19 protein-coding genes are annotated in these 18529 nt (G+C 69.2%); 15 read left to right on the forward strand and 4 right to left on the reverse strand.

Translation table 11 applies throughout. From position 1 onward, the window contains the following. Nucleotides 1-31 precede the first annotated feature (31 nt). The gene (locus tag MJ783_RS01315; protein WP_239308043.1) at nucleotides 32-1795 is read right to left on the reverse strand and encodes a DEDD exonuclease domain-containing protein; all 1764 of its coding nucleotides are present in this window, start codon (nucleotides 1793-1795) and stop codon (nucleotides 32-34) included. A 222-nt stretch (nucleotides 1796-2017) separates the two neighbouring features. On the opposite strand from MJ783_RS01315, the gene MJ783_RS01320 reads away from it, so the two are divergent. The 11 genes from MJ783_RS01320 (at nucleotide 2018) to MJ783_RS01370 (ending at nucleotide 11084) form a co-directional block, all read left to right on the forward strand. Beyond that, on the forward strand, nucleotides 2018-2413 hold the full coding sequence (locus MJ783_RS01320) for an HIT family protein (RefSeq protein ID WP_239308044.1): 396 nt from the start codon (nucleotides 2018-2020) through the stop codon (nucleotides 2411-2413). A 217-nt stretch (nucleotides 2414-2630) separates the two neighbouring features. Beyond that, nucleotides 2631-2867, forward strand: coding sequence for a hypothetical protein (locus tag MJ783_RS01325; protein ID WP_239308045.1), 237 nt, complete (start codon nucleotides 2631-2633; stop codon nucleotides 2865-2867). Then, nucleotides 2864-4183 carry an NYN domain-containing protein gene (locus tag MJ783_RS01330; RefSeq protein ID WP_239308046.1) on the forward strand — a complete coding sequence of 440 codons (1320 nt, stop codon included), beginning with the start codon at nucleotides 2864-2866 and terminating at the stop codon, nucleotides 4181-4183. Before MJ783_RS01325 ends, MJ783_RS01330 begins: the two co-directional genes overlap by 4 nt. Nucleotides 4184-4359: 176 nt before the next feature. Then, nucleotides 4360-4617 (forward strand): hypothetical protein, encoded by a 258-nt coding sequence (locus MJ783_RS01335; RefSeq protein WP_239308047.1) that lies wholly within the window; start codon nucleotides 4360-4362, stop codon nucleotides 4615-4617. Nucleotides 4618-4708: 91 nt separating this feature from the next. After that, a complete protein-coding gene (locus MJ783_RS01340) occupies nucleotides 4709-5590 on the forward strand; it encodes a hypothetical protein (protein WP_239308048.1) in 882 nt (293 codons plus the stop codon). Between the two features lie 106 nt (nucleotides 5591-5696). Beyond that, the gene (locus tag MJ783_RS01345) at nucleotides 5697-6824 is read left to right on the forward strand and encodes a glycosyltransferase family 4 protein (RefSeq protein ID WP_305039371.1); all 1128 of its coding nucleotides are present in this window, start codon (nucleotides 5697-5699) and stop codon (nucleotides 6822-6824) included. Nucleotides 6825-6964: 140 nt separating this feature from the next. Beyond that, the gene (locus MJ783_RS01350) at nucleotides 6965-7732 is read left to right on the forward strand and encodes a metallophosphoesterase (protein WP_239347165.1); all 768 of its coding nucleotides are present in this window, start codon (nucleotides 6965-6967) and stop codon (nucleotides 7730-7732) included. 219 nt (nucleotides 7733-7951) lie between these two features. Next, entirely contained in the window at nucleotides 7952-8386 is a 435-nt protein-coding gene (locus tag MJ783_RS01355) for an SRPBCC family protein (RefSeq protein WP_239308050.1), read from the forward strand. 6 nt (nucleotides 8387-8392) lie between these two features. Next, a complete protein-coding gene (locus MJ783_RS01360) occupies nucleotides 8393-9595 on the forward strand; it encodes an ArsA family ATPase (protein WP_239308051.1) in 1203 nt (400 codons plus the stop codon). Beyond that, nucleotides 9592-10098, forward strand: a complete 507-nt coding sequence (locus tag MJ783_RS01365) for a hypothetical protein (RefSeq protein WP_239308052.1) — start codon at nucleotides 9592-9594, stop codon at nucleotides 10096-10098. Before MJ783_RS01360 ends, MJ783_RS01365 begins: the two co-directional genes overlap by 4 nt. After that, entirely contained in the window at nucleotides 10095-11084 is a 990-nt protein-coding gene (locus MJ783_RS01370) for an ROK family glucokinase (protein ID WP_239308053.1), read from the forward strand. The genes MJ783_RS01365 and MJ783_RS01370 overlap by 4 nt, the downstream gene beginning before the upstream one ends. A 38-nt stretch (nucleotides 11085-11122) precedes the next feature. Here MJ783_RS01370 and MJ783_RS01375 read toward each other — a convergent pair whose 3' ends face one another. Genes MJ783_RS01375 through MJ783_RS01385 form a run of 3 tightly spaced genes read right to left on the reverse strand, consistent with a single transcriptional unit; the run spans nucleotide 11123 to nucleotide 13931 of the window. Beyond that, nucleotides 11123-12394 (reverse strand): TIGR00300 family protein, encoded by a 1272-nt coding sequence (locus tag MJ783_RS01375; RefSeq protein WP_239308054.1) that lies wholly within the window; start codon nucleotides 12392-12394, stop codon nucleotides 11123-11125. A gap of 55 nt (nucleotides 12395-12449) precedes the next feature. After that, nucleotides 12450-13130 (reverse strand): hypothetical protein, encoded by a 681-nt coding sequence (locus MJ783_RS01380; RefSeq protein WP_239308055.1) that lies wholly within the window; start codon nucleotides 13128-13130, stop codon nucleotides 12450-12452. A 3-nt stretch (nucleotides 13131-13133) separates the two neighbouring features. Continuing rightward, nucleotides 13134-13931 (reverse strand): alpha/beta hydrolase, encoded by a 798-nt coding sequence (locus MJ783_RS01385; protein ID WP_370651401.1) that lies wholly within the window; start codon nucleotides 13929-13931, stop codon nucleotides 13134-13136. A gap of 369 nt (nucleotides 13932-14300) precedes the next feature. Here MJ783_RS01385 and MJ783_RS01390 point away from each other — a divergent pair, with 369 nt between their 5' ends. The 4 genes from MJ783_RS01390 (at nucleotide 14301) to MJ783_RS01405 (ending at nucleotide 18520) form a co-directional block, all read left to right on the forward strand. Then, on the forward strand, nucleotides 14301-15152 hold the full coding sequence (locus tag MJ783_RS01390) for a 1-acyl-sn-glycerol-3-phosphate acyltransferase (protein WP_239308057.1): 852 nt from the start codon (nucleotides 14301-14303) through the stop codon (nucleotides 15150-15152). A 34-nt stretch (nucleotides 15153-15186) separates the two neighbouring features. Continuing rightward, nucleotides 15187-16707: a hypothetical protein gene (locus MJ783_RS01395; RefSeq protein ID WP_239308058.1), complete on the forward strand. Its 1521-nt coding sequence runs from the start codon at nucleotides 15187-15189 to the stop codon at nucleotides 16705-16707. Between the two features lie 22 nt (nucleotides 16708-16729). Beyond that, nucleotides 16730-17281 carry a polyadenylate-specific 3'-exoribonuclease AS gene (locus tag MJ783_RS01400; RefSeq protein WP_239308059.1) on the forward strand — a complete coding sequence of 184 codons (552 nt, stop codon included), beginning with the start codon at nucleotides 16730-16732 and terminating at the stop codon, nucleotides 17279-17281. Nucleotides 17282-17494: 213 nt separating this feature from the next. After that, nucleotides 17495-18520, forward strand: a complete 1026-nt coding sequence (locus MJ783_RS01405; protein WP_370651403.1) for a 6-phosphofructokinase — start codon at nucleotides 17495-17497, stop codon at nucleotides 18518-18520. The last annotated feature ends 9 nt before the right edge of the window (nucleotides 18521-18529 follow it).

An 18529-nucleotide genomic window follows, 5' to 3' on the forward strand; every position in this document is an offset into this window, starting at 1 on the left:
GCCGCGTCCAGCCGGTCCCTGGCGTCGGCTGTCACAGCCCCTGTCCCAACCGGAACATCTCCCGGGCGGCTCCGTTCGCCGGCGAGGCCCATTCGCCCTCCAGGACGGCAAGACGGACACCGGGAGCGGACAGCCAGCGCTGGATCCGTTCCGTCTCCTCCGCGCTGGCGCACGGCGTGGGCCCTGGCCCCGGGCACACGGTTTCGGCGCTGGCCTGTGCCGCGGCGACCCAGGGCCGCGGATGCGCTCGCGGCGGGGTGCGGGTAGCCGCGACCAGCCTGCCGTGACGGATCACCGCGATGTCCCAGCCACCGTCACCGCTGGGTGAGGCCGCGGCCATCTCGGCCACGCCGGTCAGCGCCGACAGGCGTTGCAGCCGCCGCGCGCCGTGCAGGAACGCGAGCAACCGGTCCCGCTGGACGGCCGCGTCCTCGAAACGTTCTTCGGCGGCGAGGCTGTCGATGCGTTCCCGCGCGGCGGCAACGACCACAGACGGGTCGGTGGTGATGGCCCGGCGGGCCGCTTCCACATGCCGGGCGTACTCCTGCGGGCTTTCCCGGCCGTCGCAAGGGGCTCCGCAACGTCCCAGCTCCGCGAGTACGCAGGCCGGCACCGAACGCCGTGGCGACAGGCGGGCGGTGCACTGCCGCAGTGGAATCGCCGCGTGGATCGCGGCCGCGGCGAGCTCGGCCCCGGCGGTCCCCGCGAACGGGCCGAGGTAGGTCCCGCCATCGCGGACCGCCCGCACCCGTGCCAGCCGCGGGAACGGCTCGTCGGTGATCCGCAGGTAGACCGCCCGCTCCGGATGCCGGGACCGGCGGTTGTACGGAGGCTTGTATTCGGCGATCAGTCGCAGCTCGCGGACCTCGGCCTCCAGCGCATGCGCGCACGCGATCGCGTCCACCCGTTCGGCCGTCGCCACCATCTCGGTCATCCGTGCCCGTGGCTCACTCGCGGTGAAGTAGGAGCGGACGCGTGCGCGCACCGACCGCGATGTCCCGATGTACAGCGCCCGGCCGCTGCGATCGCGGAACACATAGACCCCGGGCCCGGTCGGCAGCCCGTCCGCCAGGTGCCGTTTGCGCCGCCGCGCCGGGGAGACCTTCCGGGTGAAACCGTGGACGTCCTCCAGCGTGGTCACGCCGAGGCTGCCGAGCCGCTCGAACAGGCCGTGCAGGACGGTGACAGTCGCCCGCGCGTCCGCGAGAGCCCGGTGACACGGCTCGGCGTCCGCGCGGAAGAGCCGGGCCAGCGAGGCCAGTGTGCGGTCCGGGCATTCATCCCTGGTCAGGATCTGCCGGGCGATCCGGAGGGTGTCCAGGTATTCCCACTCGGGAACCGGGTAGCCGCCGCGTACGCACGCCTGGCGCAGGAAGCCCAGATCGAACGGGGCGTTGTGGGCGACCAGGACGCTACCGTGGGCGAACTCCAGAAAAGCCGGCAGCACGGCGCCGATGGGCGGCGCGGTGGCGACCATCGCGTCGGTGATCCCGGTCAGGACCGAGATGAACGGCGGTATCGGCGCGGCCGGCCGCACGAGGGCCGCCATCTCCGCGAGGACCTGCCCGCCGCGGACCTTGACCGCGCCGAGTTCGGTGATCTCGTTGTCGGCGCTGCGGGTACCGGTGGTCTCGAGGTCCACGACAACAAAGGTGACGTCCCGCAGGGGCCGGCCCAGCTCCTCGAGACTGGCCTGTCGCGGCTGGGAGCGGGCCGTGGGCGGCGACGGCTGCGTCGAGAAGGGCACCGGCGGGGTCTGGTGGCCGCCGCCAGGCGCCTGCGAGAACAGGCTCATGTCCGCGCAGGCTATCGGTAGCCGCGGACAGTTCTGCCGCGGACATGTTTTGTGCCATAGCCGGGTTTGGGTGGCAGCCGGGTTTCGCCGCGGACGGGTGCCAAGGCGGACGGCTCTCTTTCAGCGGGTGGCTTTCTCGTCATCCTCGGTGGCGGGGCCGACCGGTTGGAGCCCCCGGGCGGCACCTCGTGCCGATGACCCTCCTACCGATAGTGTCCAGGTATGGCCAGCGTCTTCACCCGGATCATCAATCGTGAGCTGCCCGGGCGGATCGTCTATGAGGACGATCACTGCGTGGCGTTTCTGACGATTGCTCCTCTCACCCCCGGGCACACCCTGGTGGTCCCGCGGCTGGAGGTCGATCACTGGATTGATCTTCCGTCGGACGTGCTGCGGGAGCTGTGGAGCGGAGCCGCGCGGGTGGGACGGGCCGTGGACAAGGCGTTCCGTCCCCGGAAGGTGGCCGCGCTGCTGGCCGGTCTGGAAGTGCCGCACGTCCACGTGCATATCGTCGCGATCGATTCTGAGGCCGAGCTTTCCTTTGCCAGAGCTGATCACAATCCCGACCCGGCCGCGCTGGATGACGCGGCTGACCGTATCCGGACCGCGTTGATCTAGTGGTCGCCGCCGGCGGGCGAGCTCAGCCGCGTAAAATGATCAGCTGGGCTTGGCGCGCCCGGCAGGAGGCGCGTGCCCCAGCCCCGCGATGCCGCGTCCCCCGGTTTGTCACCGCTGGGACGAGCCGGCGCGGAACGCTGGCGATCCGGAAGGGCCTGCCTGCTCCCTATACGCTGATGCGTCATCGTTGTTCCCATCGCGCCCCGGAGCCTGCGCCGTGCCCGTCGACCTGCCCGGACCGCATACCCGCTGGCGGTGCGGGATATGTGGTAATCTGACCCGTTTCGATGTGGCGAGAACGCTACGGTCACGGGACTACGTCCATGTCGATCTTGCGGGTGTCCCGCGTGTGGAGGAACGGGACATCGTGGACGAGAAGATCGAGCATGTCTGGTGTCGGTGGTGTGGCGCGGTGGACAGCGTGGTGTGTGAGCCTCGGCCGGCGTCCGGGTGAGCGAGCCACTCCCGCCCAACGTCCGGGCGCAGGTCGTCACGTTTGCCGCTGACACCCTCGCGGACATTCCCGAGCAGGATGTGCCGGCCGCGCTCATCGCGGTCCGGCGCTTCATCCCGTCGCGACGCGCTCGGCTCGGGGCCACCCCGTTGGCCGCCGCGATCGCGAACGACGCGGTTTTCCGCGGGCGGGTGGCCGAGCGGGTCCGGCTCGCCCTGCCCGATCTCGTCGCGGCACTTTCCTCAGCCGAGGGACCGCCCGAAGCGGCCCCACCCGAGGAGATCGCGGCCGTCGCCTACGTCCTGCGCCTGCCCGGCTGGGAGCGGATGGTCGAGGCCGCCGCTCAGGAACTGGCCGAGACGGCCGCTTCGGCCCGCGCGGCGCAGGCCGCCGATGCCGCCGCACGTCTCCATGAGCGGCTCGAGGCGTTGAAGCGCAGTTCCAGGGCTGAGAGCGATCAGCTGCGTGACCGGCTGGCGGCGGCCCGGACCGAGGTTGAGGATGCTCGTCGGCGGCTGAGATCATCGGCTGACCGGGTGCGTCGGGCCGAGCTGGACGCCCAGGAGACCATCCAGAGGGCTGAGCGCAGTCGCGACGACGCGGTCGCCGCGGCCCGGGAGGCCGAGACCGAGACCCGCCGGTTGCGACAGCGGGTCGTCGAGCTCGAGGCGGCGCTGGCGGCGGCGCGGCGAGGCAGCCGGGAAGCCAGGTCCGTGGAGGACGTGCGCCTGCGCGTTCTGCTTGACACCCTGATGGCCGCCGCGAACGGTTTCCGCAAGGAGCTCTCGCTGCCGACCGCCGTACGGCGGCCCGCGGATGTCGCCGGTCGCGAGAACGATGGCACGGCACTGTTCGATCCGTTCTGCGGGGTGGGCGTGCGCGGCCTGGCTGAGGACGATCCCGGGGTTGTCGACGAGGTCCTAGCGGTTCCCGGAGTGCACCTCATTATCGACGGTTACAATGTGACCAAGCGTGGTTATGGCTCGTTGACCTTGCAGGCGCAGCGCGCCCGGCTGCTGTCAGGGCTCGGCGCGCTGGTCGGTCGCGCGCCCGAGAGCGAGATCACGGTGGTCTTCGACGCGACCGCGGTGATCGCGCGGCCGGTCGGGGTGGCCACGCCCCGCGGGGTGCGGGTGGTGTTCAGCCGGTCCGGTCAGCTTGCCGACGAGGAGATCATCCGGTTGGTGCGGGCTGAGCCGGCGGGCCGCCCGGTGGCTGTGGTGACCTCCGATCGGGAAGTGGCGGAAACGAGCCGGATGTCGGGTGCCCGGCCGGTCCCGTCCGCCGCGCTGCTGACTCGCCTCGACCGATCCTGAGCCGCCGGGCCTGGGCGCTGACCGGGCGGCCGGGCCTCAGCACCGTCGGGACGGTTGGGAAAACTTGTCGTACCCCGTGGCTACGTTGTGTCTCAGTGCTACTCGTTGCCTGTGTTGCCGCAGGTGCTGGGGAATCGTGACGTAGGCGGCCGGTATCGGCTGGAGGGGCGGAGACGATGTTGATCGACTGTGGCACCTGCGCGGTTCGCGGGGACGCCTGTGGCGACTGTGCGCTGCACGTCCTGCTCGGGTCCGACCCCGCGGCCGGCTGGGACGAGACCGAGCTGCGGGCGTTGGCGCTACTGGCCGACGCCGGGCTGCTGGCGCGCATGACCCCGTGGCCGCGTCCCGTGCCGCTCACACCACCCCCTGCCGGGCCGGCACGCCTCTCGCCCGCGCAACGCTCACACGGACGTGCGCGCCGAGCCGGCTGAGCCCCGCGGCACTGGCCGATGGCGCTTGTCATCGAGGGGCCGGCCATCGTTGCGCGGTCCGCGGCGACCGCCGAGACGAGGGCCGCGGCGCTTGTCATCGATTGTGATCGTGGTTGCGCTCGTGTTCCTGCCGGTCGCGGCCGGCGTCGGGGCGTCGTTGGTCGCCGTCGCTCCTTCGGACCAGGCCGATGCGGCCCATCGCCCCACCGACCAGCTGACCATCACGGGTTACGGCGTGTCACCCGCACGGCTTACTCAGGTCCGGCGGGAAGCCGGTGACGCGCTGCGCTACGTGCGTGGTGTCTGGGACGGGGCATGGTCCGCCCCTGTCAGGATCGACCTTCCCGCGGACAGCGCGGGGTTCCGCGCACGGGTGGGCCGCGCGGGCACGGACGGCGAGGCTGCGGTCGCGGTGATCCCGCGGGCGGGTGGGGCTGGAGCACCGGGCGGCGATGCCACCCGGGTGGTCATCAATCCCGATGTCTATGAACGGCTTACCCCCGAGGGCCGCCAGGTGGTACTGCGCCATGAGTTGACCCATCTGGCGAGTGCGGATGTGACCGGCCCCGGTACCCCCACCTGGTTGGTGGAGGGTCTTGCCGAAGCGGTGGGGCATGCCGGCGTGGCCCTGAGCGTGCGCCGGGCGGCCCCGGAACTGGCGGTCGAGGTCCAGGCTGGCTGGCTGCCTGACGCGCTGCCGGGTGACGCGGCGTTCACAGCCACGGATGGGACGGTTCCCCGTAGTTACCAGGAGGCGTGGCTCGCCTGCAAGTTGATCGCGGACACGGTCGGCACGGACGGGCTCATCGGCTTTTACCGACAGGTGGGGTCGGGCGAAGGCGGCCCGAATACTCGGCTGGCCGGGGCTTTCCAGCGGTTCCTGGGCACCACGGAGGCCGGTTTCGTCGCCCGGTGGAGGTCGTACCTGCGTGCTCAGCTCCCGACCGGGACGGACCGGCGACCGCCCGCGTGAGCCGGTGCTGACCGGTGCTGACCGGTGCTGACCGGTGCTGACCGGTGTGGACGCCCGGGCTCGAGCCGGCCGCCGCGGTGTTGATGGAACAGGGGAGTATGGCCTGATGCGGGTGCTTGTTGTGACCAACGATTTTCCGCCCCGTCCGGGTGGGATTCAAGCCTATATACATAATTTTGCCAGCCGTCTTCCCGGCGGAGCGGTAACCGTGTACGCGCCCGCCTGGAAGGGGGCGGCCGCCTTCGACGCGGCCGCGCCGTTCCCGGTGGTGCGCCATCCGACTTCGCTGATGCTGCCTACCCCGGATGTGCTTCGCCGCGCCCGGGAGGTCGCCCGGTCACACGGCTGCGATGCGGTGTGGTTCGGGGCCGCCGCGCCGCTGGGCCTGCTCGCGACGGGGCTGCGCCGTGATCCAGGGGTGCGCAGGATCATCGCGAGCACGCACGGCCATGAGGTGGGCTGGGCGGCGTTGCCAGGCCCCCGTCAGGTGCTGCGCAGGATCGGGCGGTCGGTCGACGCTGTGACCTATCTCACCGACTACACCAAGGTGCGCCTTGCGTCGGCCTTCGGCCGCCATCCGGCCCTGGCCAGGTTGCCCAGCGGTGTCGACACGGAGCTTTTCCGGCCGGGGGCGGGCCGCGACGACATCCGCAAGCGCCACGGCCTGACCGATCGTCCGGTTGTCGTGTGCGTGAGCCGGCTGGTTCGGCGCAAGGGGCAGGATATGTTGATCAAGGCCCTGCCGGCCTGGCGCCGCAGGGTACCCGGAGCCGCGCTTCTGCTGGTCGGCGGGGGAGCACACCGAGTGGCGCTGGCGCGTCTCGCCCGTGAGGCCGAGGTCGACAAGCACGTGGTGATGACCGGTCCCGTGCCCTGGGAGGAACTGCCGGCCCACTACGCCGCCGGGGACGTGTTCGCCATGCCGTGCCGGACGCGGTTGGCGGGGCTGGAGGTCGAGGGGCTCGGTATTGTCTACCTGGAAGCGTCCGCCACGGGTTTGCCGGTGGTGGCCGGGCGCAGCGGCGGAGCGCCGGACGCGGTGCTCGACCGCCGGACCGGCATCGTGGTCGATGGCGGTGACCTGGCACGGGTCACCGACGCTGTCGGTGGGCTGCTGGCCGATCCTGGGCGCGCGCGGGCGATGGGTGCGGCCGGCCGTGCCTGGGTCGAGGTATCGTGGCGCTGGGACATCCTCGCGGCCAGGCTGCACGACCTGCTTACCTCCCCGGGGTAGCGGCCTTGCCACGGTCTGGACCCGAGCCCGTGAGCGGGCACATGCCCGTGGCCGGCGTGTCATGGCGGCGGGTCTGCGGGTCTGCGGGCCTGTGAGCAGCATCATGATTGTGAAGCCCACGGTCCCTAGACTTACCGCGCATGAGGGTACACGTGGTCAGTGACGTCCATGGGCGTGCCGACGCGCTTGCCGCGGCGGGAAGGGACGCGGACGCCTTCGTCTGCCTGGGCGACCTCATTCTCTACGTGGACTACCGCGATCACAGCCGGGGGATCATGGGTGATCTGTTCGGCCCGGTGGCGGTCGGAAAAATGATCAAACTGAGGACCGAGCAGCGTTTTGACGAGGCGCGCGAATGGTCGCGAGGTCTGTGGGCGACGCTGGGCGACGACCGTCAGGAGATCATTGAAGCGGCGATCCGCAAGCAGTACGAACAGGTGTTCGCCGCTTTTCCGGCGCCGACCTTCCTGACCTACGGCAATGTGGATCTTCCGCATCTTTACCAGGACTACCTGCGCGACGGGGTCACGCTCCTGGACGGTGAGGTGGCTGAGATCGGCGGGCTGCGTTTCGGTTTCGTGGGCGGGGGGCTGCGCACTCCGATGCGTACTCCCTGCGAGATCGACGATGACATCTATGCCGCGAAGGTCGCCGCTGTCGGGGTGGTGGATGTACTGTGCTGTCACGTTCCGCCGCACCTGCCCGAACTCGTGTACGACACGGTTGCTCGGCGTTACGAGCGAGGCAGTGTGGCGGTACTGGAGGCTATTCACGAAATTCAGCCCAGGTATGTGCTTTTTGGGCATGTTCATCAGCCCTATCGTGAGGTTCTTGAGATCGGACGAACGCGGTGCGTGAACGTCGGCCATTTCAACGCTCGAGGGACGCCGTTCGTGCTGGAGTGGTAGCTGTCGGACGGGCCTGCGGGCCATCCGGTAGCCTCGACGACCGGTCACGATGATTATCCTGGCTTCCAGTGGGTGGAAGACTTCTTGATCGTGAATCTTCTCGCGTCGGGGTTCCCGGGTTCCGGGAGGCCTGGAGAACCTGGAGAGCCGGTATGTCAGGCAACCGGTATGTCAGCGACGCCGGGTATGCCCGGGTAGTTTGTGGAGGCACTGTCACCGATGGCGGATCAAGCCCGAGCCACCCTTACGATCAATGCCGAGCCCGCGGAGGTGATGGCTGCGATTGCCGACACCGCGGCGTATCCGACCTGGTCGGGGCCAGTGGAACGATCCGAGGTCATCGAGGTCGGGCCGGATGGTCGTCCTCGCCGGAGCCGCTTCCTGGTCAACGCGATGGTGGCGAAGGAAGAATTCGTCATCGAGTACACCTGGTCGGGTAACGAGTCGGTGAGCTGGACGCTTGTCGAGGGGCACAACATGACTGCCCAGGAGGGCAGTTATGTTCTATTTGATCTTGGTGATGGCAAGACCGAGGTCACCTACGACCTGACCGTCGAACTTAAGATCAAAATTCCTGGCCTGCTCCGGCGCAAGGTCCAGAACGGCGTTGTCGACGCCGCGCTGAAGGATCTCAAAAAGTATCTCGAGAGCTGACAGCGCGTGCGATGCGTGCTCTTTTCCGGCAAGGGAGGCGTCGGGACAACCACGGTCGCCGCGGCAACGGCAACTCTGGCGGCTCAGCGCGGTAACCGGACGCTGGTGATGTCGGCGGATCCGGCGCGAGGCCTCGCGGCTGTCCTGGATCATCCGCTGGCCGATGTTCCTGTTGAGATCGAGTCCGGCCTGTTCGCACAGCAGGTGGACATCCAGCGGGCGTTCGAGGACCAGTGGCAGGTGCTTCGCGGTTCCTTCGGGCGGCTGTGGGAGGCGACGGGAACCGAACCGATCGACGCCGGTGAGCTGATGCCGCTTCCCGGTGCCGAGGAGGTGCTCACCCTGCTCCAGCTGCTTGATCAGATCAGGTCCGGAGCCTACGACGTCGTCGTGCTCGATACCGGCCCGGTCGCGCAGCTGCTGCGCCTGCTGACGCTTCCCGAGACGCTGTCGTGGTACCTGCGCCGGATGATCCCGGTGGATTACCGCATTGCCCACCTGCTGCGCCCGACCTCTCGCATACTCGGGCGCGGCGACGTGACGGAACCGCTGACGGGCGCCGTCACTCGGCTACGAGAGATCATGAACGAAGTCCGGGAGGTGCTCCTGGACCCGTCACGATCGAGCGTGCGGCTCGTTCTGACTCCGGAGAGCGTGGTGGTGGGACAGACCCGCGGAGCGTTGACGGCGCTCGCGTTGCACGGTTTCGGCGTGGACGCGGTGGTGGCTAACCGGGTGCACACCCAGGCCGGTGCCGATGCCTGGCGGGCCGGGTGGGTGGCCGTCCACCGCGAGCAGCTGCTGGACGTCGAGGTGTCCTTCGCGCCGATCCCGGTCCTGCGCGCGGCCTACCGCGCTGGTGAGCCGATCGGTCTGGAGGAGCTGGCGGCTTTTGCCGCCGCCGCCTACTCGGGCCTGGACCCCGTGGCTGTTCTCGGCGGTGGCGGACTGACCGGCAGCGAAGCGCTGCGCGTCGAGCGCACCGGTGATGGCTTCTCGCTCTCGCTGAGCCTGCCGTTCGTGGAACGCTCCGAGATCGACCTTGCACGGATCGGGGATGACGAGCTGATGGTGTCCGTCGGACTGCAACGACGGCTGTTCAGCCTGCCATCAGCGCTGCGTCGTTGCGACGTGCGTGGCGCGGTGTTGCGAGACGATCGTCTGGTGGTCTCTTTTGTGCCCAATCCGGACTTCTGGGTACGCACATGACCCGTAGCACGGCTGGGCCGCTGGCGCGGGAGGCAGCCCTGCTGGCCGCGGCTCTGCGCGACCTGCTTGCCGAGCCGGCGGCGCACGCCGGTGCGGGCGGTGCGGGCGGTGCGGGCGGTGCGGATCATAATCATGATGGTGCGGCGGCGGGATTCGGCACCGGACCGTTTTTCGGGCGGACCGCGGGCTGCGACGGCAGCCAGGCCCATACCGGTTTTCCAGCGGGCCAGCAGGACGATCGATCTGGTGGGGCGCAGATCGTGGCCTGCCAGGCGTGTCCGGTGTGTCGGCTCGTCGCGACTGTCGCCGCCGGTCGGCCGGAGGTGGCGGTACATCTGTTCGCCGCCGTGACGTCGCTTGCCGCGGCGCTGCGGGCGACCCTTGCGGCTCCCGTCTCCGACGTCCCCGGAAGCGCCGGCAGCCATGCTGGGACAGACAGGCAGGAGAGCACGACCGAGCGACCGCGGCCCCGGTCGCGTGTTCAGAGGATCGATGTCGAATGACTGCCGCAACGGCCTTGGGGCACAGCCACCCAGAGTCGGGTCTGGTGATCGGTGTGGATGTCGGCGGAACCAAGGTTGCCGCGGGCGTCGTCGACCGGAACGGGGCGGTCCTCGCCTCGGTCCGCTGGCCGACTCCTACCAAGGAGCCGGCCGAGGTGGCCGACTCGATCGCCGCGGCAGTCGATGACCTGCGCGCCGCTGTGTCGCCTCGTCCGGTGGAGGCGGTCGGTATCGGAGCGGCCGGCTGGATCGACCGTGAACGGTCACACGTCCTGTTCGCGCCGAACCTCGCCTGGCGGAACGAACCGCTGCGGGATGAGGTCAGCGCCCGGATCGGGCTGCCGGTGATCGTCGAAAACGACGCGAACGCGATGGCATGGGGGGAGTACCGGTTCGGCGCCGGCCGTGGCCATGACGACCTGCTGTGCGTCACCGTGGGGACCGGTATCGGCGGCGGGATCGTGCTCGACGGGAAGCTGTACCGGGGACACGCTGGCATCGGTGCCGAGATCGGGCACATGCAGATGGTGCCCGGGGGCCACCCGTGCGGCTGCGGGAACAAGGGATGTTTCGAGCAGTACGCGAGCGGCCGCGCACTGGTCCGGACCGCCCATGAAATGATAATGGTTTCGCCCGCGGCCGGCCGTCGGCTGCTGGAGCTGACAGATGGCGATGTGACCTGCCTGACGGGTCCGATGATTACTGATGTCGCCCGGCAGGGCGATCCGCTCGCGGTGAAGTGTTTCGAAGAGGTCGGCAGCTGGCTGGGCCGGGGGCTGGCCAGCCTTGCCACGATCCTTGATCCCGGCCGTTTTGTTGTCGGTGGCGGCGTGGCGGAAGCAGGGGATCTTCTGCTCGGCTCGGTGCGGGCGGAGTTTCGTAACAATTTGTCAGGTCGTGAATACCGTCCTGAGGCGGAGATAGTCGTGGCGGAACTCGGGCCGCCAGCGGGGATCATCGGTGCCGCGGACCTGGCTCGACACTGAGTTCCCGCCGTCGCGCCCCGTGGGGTGCCAGCCGTCGTTCAGGCAGGCCCCGGCAGCGGCCCCGTCCCGGAGCGGGACGGGTAGTCCGCGACCAGTTCCTGAGCCAGCTGTTCCAGGAACAGGCCGCTGTCGGTGACGACACCGACAGCCTGGGCGAACCCGCGGTCGACCAACCTGGTGACGTTGCTCGGGTCGATGTCGACACAGGCTACCGGGATGGATGCGGGCAGGATGTTCGCGGTTGCCACCGAGTGCAGCATCGATGCGATCATCATGGCGAATCCGACACCGTGCAGGGCCTCTCGCATGGCTCGCTGCCCGGCCAGCACATCGGTATGAACGTCAGGCAGCGGACCGTCATCGCGAACCGAGCCGACCAGGACGAACTTCTTGTTGGCCTTGACGATCGCATGCATGATCCCGCTGGTGAGGATGCCGTCCTCAACCGCCGTGGTGATCGAACCAGCGCCCCGGATCGTGTTGATCGTCCGGATGCGCTGTTCGTGACCACGCTCAGTGGTGTGGGCGCGGGCCGACTCGTTGCCGATCGCCGTGCCGTAGAGGGCCGCCTCGATGTCGAGGGCGGCGAACGCGTTCCCGGAGAACAACACGTCCACATAGCCCGCCTCGACCAGAGCGACCATGGCGGGAGCCGCGCCGGCCTGCACGACCGCCGGCCCGGCCACCCACAGGACTGAGAAGCCCTCGGCCTTGAGCTCGCGGATCTGGCGTGCGATCGTGCGGACCAGCAGCGCCTGGTACTGCGGTGACATCGACGTCGTTGACGACGACAGGGACTGGAAGGTTCCGTACATGCGGGTCGAGTGATCGCTGACCGGTAGCACGGTCTTCACTCCGGACACTCCACACACGATCATGTTGCCGGCCCGGACCTCGGACACCGGGATGGTGCGGACCCGCCCGCCGGAGACGACCAGGCCGCAGTCCATCTCGGGATGTTCCACCGGCACCCACTGGCCGCCGAGATGGACCACGGTCTCCAGATTGCTGGTCGAGTAGAAGTCCGCGGGGAAGACGCCGTCGCGCTCGGCAGGCCGTAGCAGCACCTCGTCAGAGCTCACGCTGTTGACACCATGCACCTGGATGTGCATGAGAATCCGGGAAAGCTGGTTCGCTGAATCCGCTCCGACGATGATCTTTGCGTGTGACTCGTCGTCGTGGCTCTTGCCGAGATCAATGCTTTCGACCTCGTAATCGCCCCCGTAGCTCAGGACGTCATCGAGCACACGAGCGAGAACCCCGGTGTCCATCAGGTGACCGTGGATCTCGACCGTTTCGTGAAAGCGCACGCAGCAGCCCCTTCCATGCCGTAGCTCTGGCGCCGAGGCCCACCCGGAGCCGGGCTCAGACGACCGCGCCGTCGTCGCCATCGTCGGAATCGGTGGGTGGTCGATCCCCCAGCTGTGCTACCAGTGTGGCGACTCCGCCCAGCACAAGCACGACTCCGGCAATGTCATGACCCGTGCCCTGCCTGATGCCGGCCACCGCTGGTACGAGCAGGATTCCAAGGCCGAGCGCGAGGGAGCACAATGCCCACCGCGTGACAGGACGCATCCGTGGTACCGGCGGCGGTGGTGGTGGTTCGTAGTGATCGGACTGTCCGTAAGCGCCCGCCACCTGATCGGCGGCCGGCACGTAGTCGGGGCCGTAGGTGGGGCCACTGCCAGCTGTCCCGCTGCCAGCTGTCCCGTCGGTCAGGCGGGCGACCAGCGCGGCGAACGCCGCGTCCCACTCCGCCGCGTTGTCGCTCAGGGCAGCGGCCGGCGCTGGCGCCCGGAGCGCGGAACTGTCGTCCGCCGTCGCGTCAGCCGGGAAATCGCCAGGTGCCGGCTCCCGGTCTGAAGTGCCGTGCGCGGGTGCGGGGCCGCACTGGCGTGCGTCGTACGTCTGGGCGGGCCCACCCGTCGGCTCGCCCCGGCCGCCACCCTCGCCCCCGTCGCGGCGGTTGCCCTCGGCATCATGCCGCGCCCGCTGGCCCGAGCCGTGATCGGAATCTTTTCGGTCGCCGGGTGTCATGTCGGTCATGACTCAGCCCGAGAGCGGCCCGGAGGCCTGGGCCTGCGGCAGCGCGTGGGTACGGATGAACTCACGACTTTCCTCGAAGATTGTTTGGCGATCGTTGTCCAGCGTCGCCACGTGATAGCTGTCCTCCAGGACACGTTCGGAGACGGTGCACGATGCCGCTCCAGCCAGCAGGATCTGCCCGGACGAGGCCTCGACGACGTGGTCGACGCGGCTGCGGAAGGTCAGCACGGGGCACACGATGCGTCCCAGTTCCGCGACTGTCACCCGCCACAGGTGGGACAGGGAGACGTAGGCCCGCAGCGGCACGCGCTGATAGGCGATCTCCCGCTCGCCGTGGGCTTTGATGTCGCTGGCCACCCCCGGCACAGCCGGTATGATGCGAGAGAGCAGCGGGGCGAGTACTGAAATCTTCCGATCGGTGCCGAGACTCGGGTTGACGGTGACCACGCCGGCCACAGCTGAGCCGTGTACCTCCGCGAGACGCAAGGTCAGCGTTCCACCCATGGACAGCCCCATGACGAAAACAGTCTCGCAGCGTTCCCGGAGCCGCGTGAACGCGGCGTCCGCCGCGCCGAACCAGTCCTGCCAGGTTGTGGCGTTCATGTCCTGCCAGCGGGTGCCGTGGCCCGGCAGCAGCGGACAGCACACTGTCAGGCCGGCCTCCGCGAGGAACTCGCCCCATGGGCGCATGCTGTGCGGTGTGCCTGTGAATCCGTGGACCAGCAGCACGCCGGTGCCACCACCGCCGAGCTCGAAGGGCTCAGCGCCCGGCATGACCGAACTCCGCGGTCCGCTCCCCATGGTTTCCGCCCTCTCGTCAGATGCGCGGGACCGTTCGCCCCCCGTGGGGGCGGATGGCTTCTCCGTCATCGTCACGCAAACCGGTTTTGCAGCATGCTCGCACGCCCGGGAGAGACAGGCCATGCTCAGTGTGCCGCTCGAGGCGGCGCGCCCGTTGCCGGCGGCCCCGTGCATGGGCTCCGAGCCGGTGCTCGCGGGTGGGAGGCAGCGGAGGTGGTCGCGGCGAGGCGCTTGTGACGGCGGCGACACGCTGGCATGGTTCGGCACCTGCCGGTGGACGCCACCAGCGGGGATACATAGGGTTATTCCGGCCACCGTGCGCGGGTGTGTCCGGCGAATATTTGGTGGACGACCACACCGGGAGCTGACGTGTTTTACTGGGTCGTCAAGGCATTTCTCACCCCCTTCCTGCGACTCTTCTGGCGGCCCTGGGTGGAGGGGCTGGAAAACATCCCGGAGCGGGGTCCCGCCATCCTTGCGGGTAATCATCTGTCCTTCGCGGACCACTTCTTTCTCCCGCTGGTCGTGCCGCGCCGGGTCACCTTTCTGGCTAAAAGCGACTACTTCACCGCGCCGGGGATCAAGGGCTGGCTCAAGCGGGTGTTCTTCAGCGGCGCGGGGCAGCTCCCTATTGACCGCAGCGGCGGGGCCGCGAGTGACGCGGCGCTACGAACCGGGGTCAGGGTGTTGCAGCACGGCAAACTGCTGGGCATCTATCCGGAGGGCACCCGGTCGCCCGACGGGCGGCTGTACCGTGGTAAAATCGGCGTCGCTCGGATGGCGCTGGAATCGAAGGTTCCAGTGATCCCGATCGCGATGATCGGTACTTTCGAGGTGCAGCCGCAGGGGAAGGTGATTCCCCGGATCCGCCGCGTCGGTATTCGGATCGGCCGTCCCCTCGACTTCAGCCGGTACGAGGGAACAGCGGATGATCGTTTTGTGCTGCGCTCCATGACTGACCAGATCATGTACGAGCTTATGGTGCTGTCAGGCCAGGAGTACGTCGACGTGTACGCCCAGCGTGCCAAGGTTGAGATTGCCGCCGCGCGTGAGGCCGCGGTCGAGGCGGCCGGGGGTACGGGAACTCCGGGTCCCGCCGGGCGGACGCACGATCGCCAGGCTGCCGCGGTGTCTCGGGCCGCGGGCGCTCATGGCGGGATTGCCGGGGACCGCGACAGCCGCGACGCCGCGGACGGGACGGATACCCGCCAGGCAGGCTGACGGCTCGCGCGGTGGGCACGGCAGGATGGTCGGCGTGTACTCATCGGGGGCCCCCAGAGCGCCGAGGCCGCGCTGGAACGAACACCGGCCGACCGGGCGTTTCGCGGCGGGGCGGCGCGGCCTGGGACGGCTGATCACAACGGGTGTGACCGTGGCTGTCACCACGGTAGCGGCGACGGCCGGCGTTGTCTCGGCGCTCGGGGCTCAGCCCGCGCGCGGCGCGGAACCGACGGGCCTGGCGCTGACCGCGATCGCGGCGGGTGGCCCGCCCGCCGGCACCGTGCTGCGCGCGGGCCGCTTTATTGTTGATCTTGAAGGCCGTGTGCTGTTCCTGCACGGTCCCTCGGTCCCTCCAGGGGCTGTCGTTGACACCGCCACCGCTGGGCAGTGGGCGGCCGAGGGCTTCAACGCGGTGAGTATCGGCGTGCGGATGGACACCGACGGGACGTTCGCTGGCAGTTCCAGCAGTTCCAGCAGTTCCAGCCACGCTGGCATGCCGGCTCGGGCGGCCGCCGATGGCTCCGATCCCGGGCTTGAGCAGCTTGCCACGGCTGTCGATGCCGTCGTCGGTCGGGGACTGCGAGTCATGATCCAGATTGTGCCGACCGCCGCCGCGGTGCGAGCCGGTGATGAGGCATTCGCCGCTGGCCTACGGCGGGTGGCTGGCCGCTTCCACGATGTCGCCGGGCTGGTCGGCTTCGAGCTCGTTGCCCCGGCCGGTTCACCCGCGCTCAACGGAGCGGTCCGGGACACCGATGCCCACCATCTGCTGTGGCGGCAGAGCATCGCCCCGTTCGACGCGGCCGCGAGTGTCGTGACCAACGACGAGGCCGCGCTGCTGGTCGGGTGGGCCGCCGGCGATCCCGCGACCGTGCTGCGGCTGGTGTCGGCCGCCGACGCGACCCAGCTCGGATGGTTCTTCGACCGGCCGCTGAACGACACCACGCTCGGTGCCGTCGCCAGGCCCTATCCGGCCGCGGTGGCCGGTGTACCGGTCGGCTTCACCTACAGTCCGTCGGGGCGGCTGCTGACACTGTCCTACGTACCGGTGCCGGCCGGCGGAGGTGCCTTCAGCGGTGGGGCCGCGACCCAGATCCGTGTTCCCACGCGCGTCTACCCTGACGGTTACGTGGTCCGGGCGAACGGGGCGACGGTGGTGTCCGCTCCCGGCGCGGGTGTGCTCTGCCTGGTCACCGATGCCCGAGCCGCCCGGGTGGACGTCAGGGTCGAACCCGCGGCCGCCGGGCGGGAACCACCGGTGGCCGCGCCGGTGGCTGGTGACCCCTGCCCAGGGGTCACCGCGCGGCCAACGGCGCCTCCCGCCGGAGGGCAGGCCGTGGACGGCGCCATGCGGACGGACAGAGCCGCCTCCCGTGCCACCGGCCAGGCTGGCGGCACGGGAGGCGGCCAGACTGGCGGCATGGCGCTGTGGGCACTGCCGCTGGCTGGCGCCGTGGGAATGGCGTCGGTCCTGGGCGGTCTGCGGTGGAGAATGCGCCGCGGCCGCGGCCGCGGCGGACGGGCGGCTGTCGCCGGCAGCCGGCGCTTTCCCTGACGTGGGCAGGCAAACTGGACGGGTGGGCACCCGATATCTTTATGACACCGAGTTCATCGAACGTTCCGAAGCCGGCCACCACTGGCTGGATCTGGTGAGCATCGGGATCGTCAGTGAGGACGGCGCCAGAGAATACTACGCTGTGTCCACTGAGTTCGATCCAGCCTTCGCGGTGCCGTGGGTGCGGCGCAACGTGCTGGACAAACTTCCGCCGCCGGCCGATCCGTGCTGGCGGTCGCGGTCGCGGATCCGTTCGGACATCGCCGAGTTCCTCGGTGTCGACGGGCCGCCGGAGCTGTGGGCCTGGTACGCCGCTTATGACCATGTGGTGCTTTGTCAGCTTTTCGGCACAATGACCGATCTTCCCCGTCCTTTCCCCCGGTTCACCCGTGACCTGCGCCAGCTCTGGGAGGAGGTCGGCCGGCCACCGCTGCCGCGGCCGCCCCACGACGCCCATGACGCCCTCGCCGACGCCCGGCACAACCTGGCCCGCTGGCGTGTGCTGGCGCCGTTGCGGGCAGCCGCGTCATCGTTGGCCGCGGAAGCCGCGGAAGCCGCGGAAGCCGCCGGATAGGAGCGCCTCTTCCGGCGGTTCTTCCGGGCCGCCGGCCCGGCCGTGCGAGCGGAACTATGATCTTTTGGTTTTTGTTCAACCGGATTTTCGCGCCACGGATGCCGGTTCTGTTCCTGGAACGCTCCGCCACGACTACGCTCCGCCCTGATGGGCTCGATGCGGGTCATCAAGGCAAGTCGTCAAGGCGTCAAGGCGGCGAAAAGGGGTGCGGTCGTGCGGGTCGGCGTACTGACAGGCGGTGGGGACTGCCCAGGACTGAACGCGGTCATACGGGCGGTTGTCCGTAAGGGAGCGGATATCTATGGATATTCTTTCGTGGGTTTCCGGGACGGCTGGCGCGGTCTTCTGGAAAATTCGACGGTGCCGCTTGGCGTAGCTGCGGTCCGGGGGATTCTTCCGCGCGGTGGGACGATTCTCGGTTCCAGCCGCACAAATCCCTACAAGGTGAATGACGGGGCGGATCGCATCCGGCAGACAATCAACAGCCTGGGGATCGACGCCCTTGTCGCCGTCGGGGGCGAGGACACCCTCGGCGTCGCCGCCCGGCTGCACGCCGAGGGCATTCCGATTGTCGGGGTTCCCAAGACCATCGACAACGATCTGTCGGCCACCGATTACACCTTCGGGTTCGATACGGCGGTGAACATCGCGATGGAGGCCATCGACCGGCTGCACACCACCGCCGAGAGCCACCACCGGGTCCTCATCGTCGAGGTCATGGGCAGGCACGCCGGCTGGATCGCCCTGCACAGCGGGATGGCGGCCGGCGCCAACGTGATCCTCATCCCGGAACGGCCGTTCGACATCGACAAGGTCTGCGCCTTCGTCGAGCACCGTTTTGCCTCGCACTATGCGCCGATCATCGTGGTGGCCGAGGGCGCGAGCCCGGTGGCCGGCAGCCTGGTGGTCAAGGAGGGCGAACTTGATGCCTTTGGACATGTCCGGCTGCAGGGAATCGCGTCCGTCCTAGAGACCGAGATCCGTGGCCGTACCGGGCGCGAGTCCCGCGCCACCGTACTCGGCCATGTGCAGCGGGGCGGTACACCAACGGCGTTCGACCGCTGGCTTGCGACCCGTTTCGGCCTGCATGCCATTGACGCCGTGTATGACGGCGCCTGGGGCACGATGGTCGCTCTGCGCGGAACCCGGATCGAGCGGGTACCGCTGACGGAGGCGACCCGTCAGCTCAAGCTGGTCCCCGAGGAGCTCTACACCGAGGCGGAGGTGTTCTTCGGCTGAGACATGGCT

It is taken from the genome of Protofrankia sp. Cj3, from assembly GCF_917627355.1.
Classification (GTDB): domain Bacteria; phylum Actinomycetota; class Actinomycetes; order Frankiales; family Frankiaceae; genus Protofrankia.

Bases quoted from the DNA above. Each gene is read 5' to 3' on its own strand.
- MJ783_RS01315 (WP_239308043.1), bottom strand. From the start codon at position 1,795: ATGAGCCTGTTCTCGCAGGCGCCTGGCGGCGGCCACCAGACCCCGCCG.
- MJ783_RS01320 (WP_239308044.1), top strand. From the start codon at position 2,018: ATGGCCAGCGTCTTCACCCGGATCATCAATCGTGAGCTGCCCGGGCGG.
- MJ783_RS01335 (WP_239308047.1), top strand. From the start codon at position 4,360: ATGTTGATCGACTGTGGCACCTGCGCGGTTCGCGGGGACGCCTGTGGC.
- MJ783_RS01345 (WP_305039371.1), top strand. From the start codon at position 5,697: ATGCGGGTGCTTGTTGTGACCAACGATTTTCCGCCCCGTCCGGGTGGG.
- MJ783_RS01350 (WP_239347165.1), top strand. From the start codon at position 6,965: ATGAGGGTACACGTGGTCAGTGACGTCCATGGGCGTGCCGACGCGCTT.
- MJ783_RS01355 (WP_239308050.1), top strand. From the start codon at position 7,952: ATGGCGGATCAAGCCCGAGCCACCCTTACGATCAATGCCGAGCCCGCG.
- MJ783_RS01365 (WP_239308052.1), top strand. From the start codon at position 9,592: ATGACCCGTAGCACGGCTGGGCCGCTGGCGCGGGAGGCAGCCCTGCTG.
- MJ783_RS01370 (WP_239308053.1), top strand. From the start codon at position 10,095: ATGACTGCCGCAACGGCCTTGGGGCACAGCCACCCAGAGTCGGGTCTG.
- MJ783_RS01380 (WP_239308055.1), bottom strand. From the start codon at position 13,130: ATGACCGACATGACACCCGGCGACCGAAAAGATTCCGATCACGGCTCG.
- MJ783_RS01385 (WP_370651401.1), bottom strand. From the start codon at position 13,931: ATGGGGAGCGGACCGCGGAGTTCGGTCATGCCGGGCGCTGAGCCCTTC.